Annotated in this window: 7 protein-coding genes and 1 pseudogene; 6 read left to right on the forward strand and 2 right to left on the reverse strand. The window is 43.6% G+C overall.

From position 1 onward, the window contains the following. Positions 1-80: 80 nt before the first annotated feature. Complete coding sequence (locus O9324_RS27155; protein ID WP_353851686.1) at positions 81-269, reverse strand: hypothetical protein; 189 nt, start codon at positions 267-269, stop codon at positions 81-83. Between the two features lie 204 nt (positions 270-473). Between O9324_RS27155 and O9324_RS06315 the strand changes: the two genes are divergently transcribed. The 6 genes and pseudogenes from O9324_RS06315 to O9324_RS06340 all read left to right on the forward strand — a co-directional run bounded on the left by O9324_RS06315 (position 474) and on the right by O9324_RS06340 (position 4,758). After that, the gene (locus O9324_RS06315; protein ID WP_287627870.1) at positions 474-848 is read left to right on the forward strand and encodes a DUF433 domain-containing protein; all 375 of its coding nucleotides are present in this window, start codon (positions 474-476) and stop codon (positions 846-848) included. Continuing rightward, positions 845-1,241, forward strand: a pseudogene (locus O9324_RS06320) (DUF5615 family PIN-like protein). Before O9324_RS06315 ends, O9324_RS06320 begins: the two are co-directional and overlap by 4 nt. A gap of 419 nt (positions 1,242-1,660) precedes the next feature. Beyond that, a complete protein-coding gene (locus O9324_RS06325; protein WP_002768800.1) occupies positions 1,661-2,293 on the forward strand; it encodes a CDP-alcohol phosphatidyltransferase family protein in 633 nt (210 codons plus the stop codon). Then, the gene (locus O9324_RS06330) at positions 2,268-3,224 is read left to right on the forward strand and encodes a phosphatidate cytidylyltransferase (RefSeq protein WP_002768798.1); all 957 of its coding nucleotides are present in this window, start codon (positions 2,268-2,270) and stop codon (positions 3,222-3,224) included. Before O9324_RS06325 ends, O9324_RS06330 begins: the two co-directional genes overlap by 26 nt. Next, complete coding sequence (locus O9324_RS06335; protein ID WP_072926606.1) at positions 3,221-3,862, forward strand: lysophospholipid acyltransferase family protein; 642 nt, start codon at positions 3,221-3,223, stop codon at positions 3,860-3,862. The genes O9324_RS06330 and O9324_RS06335 overlap by 4 nt, the downstream gene beginning before the upstream one ends. Positions 3,863-3,903: 41 nt before the next feature. Beyond that, entirely contained in the window at positions 3,904-4,758 is an 855-nt protein-coding gene (locus tag O9324_RS06340; RefSeq protein WP_288139756.1) for a class I SAM-dependent methyltransferase family protein, read from the forward strand. A 34-nt stretch (positions 4,759-4,792) separates the two neighbouring features. Here the strand turns inward: O9324_RS06340 and O9324_RS06345 are convergent, their stop codons facing one another. Further along, positions 4,793-5,143, reverse strand: a complete 351-nt coding sequence (locus tag O9324_RS06345) for an IS66 family transposase (protein ID WP_002796839.1) — start codon at positions 5,141-5,143, stop codon at positions 4,793-4,795. Between the last annotated feature and the right edge of the window lie 241 nt (positions 5,144-5,384).

The following is a 5,384-nucleotide window of genomic DNA, read 5'->3' on the forward strand; positions in this document are numbered from 1 at the left end:
GCTAGGAGTTTGAAGAGTGATAATTTGTCTGCCTGACTTAGATTGTTGACTAAAGAAATTAACTCAGCGAAAGGCATGGTTTAAACTCCTGAACCTACGAGAATACATTGATCATAAGCGATCTGAGAGATACGGTCTAACGGGGTCGTTATGCGGCTCAGTGCGATGCCGAAGGCACTGCGTAGCAGTACGCCGATCTTGTAGGGTGCGTTCCCTAATGTGGCTCCCACTGCTCCACTGATCGATTTTGGGGAACGCACCATGCTCATTGATTGCAGCTGTGGGTTTAAGTGCGGTGTGGGCTAATCTGGCTAACACGCTTTTGGACGTGATATAAAGATAATATGGGTGACGGTTTATCTGATGACGGAGAATGGATATGTGGGGGATGTCTTTCAGGCATTTTTCTGCGGCAACTTTATATTTTTGATAAAATACGAGTTAGTGAACGCAGCTCTTAGGGGGCTTTGGCTATGACGCTCGCATCAAATGAACAAACCGCTATCATTCGTACAGAGCGAGGATTAACGATCTCAGGAACCCGCATCACCCTCTACGATGTGATGGATTATGTGACTGCTCAATATCCACCTAAGTTCATTCAGGGATTATTTGATCTGACGGAAGAGCAAATTAACGCTGCCCTGGCTTATATTGAGGCTCATCGTGCGGATGTGGAAGCTGAGTACCAGCAAGTTCTCAAAGAAGCTGAAGAACTCCGACAATATTATGAAGAGCAAAATCGTGAGCGAGTTGCCCGTATTGCTGCTAAGCCGCCAAAACCTGGCACAGAAGCCATTCGAGCCAAACTTCAAGCGGAAAAAGCCAAGTTGGCATCACGGGCATGAATTTTCTAGTTGATCATAACTTACGAGGGCATTCTGTTGTCCTCGCCGGAGGCCTTGCTGCGAGTGGTTGGCTTGACTTGATCTCGATTCGTTTTATTCTGTTTGAAGAAGTTGGGTTAGCTGTCACGAGCGATGATCGGATTGTTTGGCGGTATGCCCAAGCCAATCAGATGATCCTGATCACCGCTAACCGAAGCATGAAAGGTAAAGATTCCCTGGAGCAAGTGATGCGGGAGGAAAATACCCCCATATCATTACCCGTCGTGACAATCGGTAATATTGAGCGACTACTTGCAACAGCCAGATTATCGCAATCGTTGCGTTAATCGTTTGGTTGATATTGTGGTTGATATTGAAGATTATCAAGGCGCAAGGCGAATATTCATTCCGTGACGCGCCGAATGCTAGAGCCATTGAAGTCTATCTGTAGGGACACGGCATAACGGGTTCGTTATACTGAATCGGTTTTTAATAGCATGATTAACTGCCAATCCCACTTTAAAAACCCGCTCCCTTCTCCCCACTGCTGTAACAAAAAACAACTATCCCCCGATCGCGATCGCTAAAGGTCGAATAATTGTAAATTTTTGTCAAGGGGGAGGTCAGACATAGGAATCATCGCTAGAATGAGCCTAATTGTCAGGAATTTAGTTAAACAAGGTTTTTGGCAATATGCTAATCTGGCTAACACGCTTTTGGGGGTGATATAGGGAAAAGTTCTGGCGATCACGCCTATCTCTTGGTATGATATATTTATAGTTCCATATCTCTGGACAAAAATTTTTAAATTTATAAAAGTTGATCTAAATTCCGTGATTACTATCTATCAATTAAAGCCAGCTTTTCAAAAGATATTGAGTCCGCTAGTCAAGCAACTAGCGAAACAAGGAATCACGGCGAATCAAATTACCACATCTGCTGCTGTCTTATCAGTATTGATGGGAATAGCAATTGTCCTTTGGCATTGTCAGCGCTGGCTACTGTTGCTGATGCCTTTGGTACTTTTTATGCGAATTGCACTGAATGCGATCGATGGGATGTTAGCCAGAGACTACAACCAGAAAACATCGTTAGGTACTATCTTAAATGAACTAGGAGATGTAATTTCTGATACTGCCCTCTACCTTCCCTTTGCCTTAATACCAGGAGTTTCTAGTATTTTGGTTGTCCCAATTGTCTTACTGTCAATCATCAGTGAAATGACTGGAGTTCTCGGGGTTACAGTGAGTGGAAAAAGACAATATCAAGGGCCAATGGGCAAAAGTGATCGTGCTTTTTTATTTGGTATAATTGCTTTATTATTAGGATTAGGATTGACAGCAGGAAAGTGGTTAGATTATATTTGGATTACCACAATCTTACTGCTATTTTCGACAATTATCAATCGGGCTTACAGCAGCTTAAAGGAATTAGAGTATCATGGTTTGGACGAAGCCAGCAATTAATGTTATCTGGGGGTTAGCAGGGGTATTTATCCTATTAATACTAGCGACTCTCATAATTCAGCTTCTCTCCCTAACTTTGCCAGAGAGAAATTATACAGAACTGAAGCAACGAGTCAAATCTTGGTGGGCAATTACCCTTCTTTTCTCAACTTCTCTCATCCTCAGTCCTGGAATAGCTGTGATCTTTTTTGGTTTTGTCAGTTTTCTGGCCCTGAAAGAATATTTATCTCTAATTCCGACACGGCGGGCAGACCGTCGCGTCTTGTTTTGGGCTTATTTAGCAATCATCTTACAATATTACTGGATTTACAGTCGGTGGTACGGAATGTTTTTAGTATTTATCCCAGTTTATATGTTCCTTATCTTGCCGATGCGGATGGTAATTTTAGGAGAAATACACGGTTTTCTCAAGGCAATAGGAACTCTACATTGGGGATTGATGCTGACAGTATTTAGCATCAGTCACGTCGCCTATTTATTAAGGCTACCACCCGCAGGTAATCCCATAGCTGGCGGTGCTGGATTGTTACTGTATCTTTTATTTTTGACGGCTCTGAATGATATTTCCCAGTACTTGTGGGGAAAAAGTTTGGGAAGACATAAAGTTTTACCGACAGTTAGCCCCAACAAAACTTGGGAAGGCTTGCTAGGAGGGATAATAACGACAATAGTATTGGCAGTAATTTTGGCTCCTTGGTTAACTCCGTTTAATTTAACTCACGCATTCTGGCTGGGGTTACTATTGGGAATTGCCGGTTTTATTGGTGATGTTACTGTATCGGCTCTGAAGCGAGACTTAGGAGTTAAAGACAGCGGTAATCTCTTACCAGGACACGGTGGTATTCTTGATCGTATTGACAGTTTAACTTATACTGCTCCCCTATTTTTCCATTTTACTGTTTACTTTTATTTCCGGGGGATGTTAGCTTGAATAAGTTACTGCGATTGTTGTTTTTTGGTTGCTTGGTTAGACTGATTGTCTTGGTCATTATCGGACTAAGAATCAGTCACAAAGAGAGGCTACCAAAATCGGGACCAGCGATAATTGTTGCCAACCACAACAGCCATCTCGATACCCTGGTATTGATGACACTCTTTCCCTTAAGGTTATTAGACAAATTGCGTCCAGTAGCGGCGGCGGACTATTGGTTAAAGAATCCCTGGCTGACTTGGTTTTCTCTAAATATTATTGGTATCATTCCCTTAAGACGCGAAATGGGGAATGTTCGCGAGCATCCTCTAGACAGTTGTTCTCAGGCATTAGTGCGGAGAGAAATTCTGCTAATCTATCCTGAAGGCTCTCGCGGCAATCCTGAATCTTTAACTAGCTTTAAGAGTGGCATTGCCCATCTAGCGAAACGGCATCCAGAAATCCCCATCTATCCAATTTTCTTGCATGGTTTAGGCAAGACACTTCCCAAAGGTGAAGCTTTATTAGTCCCTTTCTTTTGTGATGTTTGGCTTGGTAATCCTCTCCATTGGACTGGCAATAAACAAAGCTTTATGGATTTGTTAAATCAGTCAATACAAGAGTTAGCAGCAGCAGGAAATTTTTCTGCTTGGCAATAAAAAAGTTCTTGATTTTTCTTGATTAAACGAAGGAATTAACCATGAATTCTCAAACCTTACCTAGCTATGATTCACTAAGTCGTCCGCTGCCAATTTGGCATCCTAAAGCCATCTACTACAGCCTTGTAAGATTGCTGTTTCAAACCATCGGGCAAATTTCAGACGGAATTCGTCTGGGCTTGAAATACGGCTTTGATTCAGGAGTCATGTTAGAGTATGTTTATCGCAATCGTCCCAGCGGCATTACCTGGTTTGGCAAGATAATTGACCGTGTTTATCTCGACTCCCAGGGATGGCAGGGAATCCGTCAACGTGGGGAAATTCTGAAAAGCGTATTGCGTCAAGTTATCCAAGATAATTTTGAGCAAGGGGTAACAACTAACCTCCTCGATGTTGCTTGTGGTGGTGGCCGCTATGACTTGGAAGTTTTGCTAGATTTTTCGGGTGGTGCAGTGAATGCTTTATTGCGAGATTACAAGGCAGAAAATGTGCAAAAAGCGCAAGAATTAGCTCTCCACCTTGGCGTATCAGCAACTATCGAACAAGCTGACGCTTTTAACGATGACGACTTAAACCGGGTCTTACCACCGCCTAATTTAATTGTCGTCTCGGGACTCCACGAAATATTACCAGATAATGAGTTAATTCGTCAGCATTTCCAGCAATTATATCGTCTTCTTGAACCAGGCGGGACGCTCATTTTTACCATTCAACCCTACCACCCCCAATTAGAGTTTATTGCCAGGGTATTAAATTCTCATACAGGTAAACCTTGGGTGATGCGCCTGAGACCGCTAGAATTAACCGAAGCATGGGCAACTGATGCGGGTTTTCAAGATTTCCAGGTACAGATGGATAACTTTAATATTTTCGGGGTCGTCAAAGCGAGAAAGTGAAGTCAGCGAAAACTCATTTTGTAACTATTCAGGTCTAGGGGTTGACAAAGAGAGAAAAATCAGCAGTGGGGATAAGAGAGACAACCGTATTCAAGGGGTGATGGACAGAGGCCAAAGCCTGACGGAAGAAAGTTAAAACCGAACGGCCTTGGGCGCGACAAGACTGAATCACGGTCAATAAACGGGCAGTATCGACAAAGCCACTGAAGGAGCGAGAACCACCAGCTATCTTGCGCTTAGTTACTCCCAAACGCAGAGAACGCTCGGCTCGGTTATGATCGGGAGAGACTTGAGGATGATCGAGGAAATACCACCACTGATGGGACTTGTCCAGCAAGGATTTCAGCAATAAACCCGCAGCATAACCCGCCTGGGGTCGCCACACAGCTAAAGCTTGCTCTAACCGCAGCGATCGCCGATCTTGTAGGGTGCGTTCCCTAATGCAAGTCCTACTGCTTCACTGATCGATTTTTGGGGAACGCACCATGCCCATTGATTGAAGCTGTGGTCTAAATGCGATGCCGCTCTGGTGGGACCAGTTGGGGAATGTTAGCGAAGATTCCCGATGTTTAGGTTAAAATAGAGGGCAAAAGTTGCCACAGGGTCAAGCCAATGACAGTGATGGG

The organism is Microcystis sp. LE19-84.1B, from assembly GCF_027531875.1.
Taxonomy (GTDB): Bacteria; Cyanobacteriota; Cyanobacteriia; order Cyanobacteriales; family Microcystaceae; genus Microcystis; species Microcystis panniformis.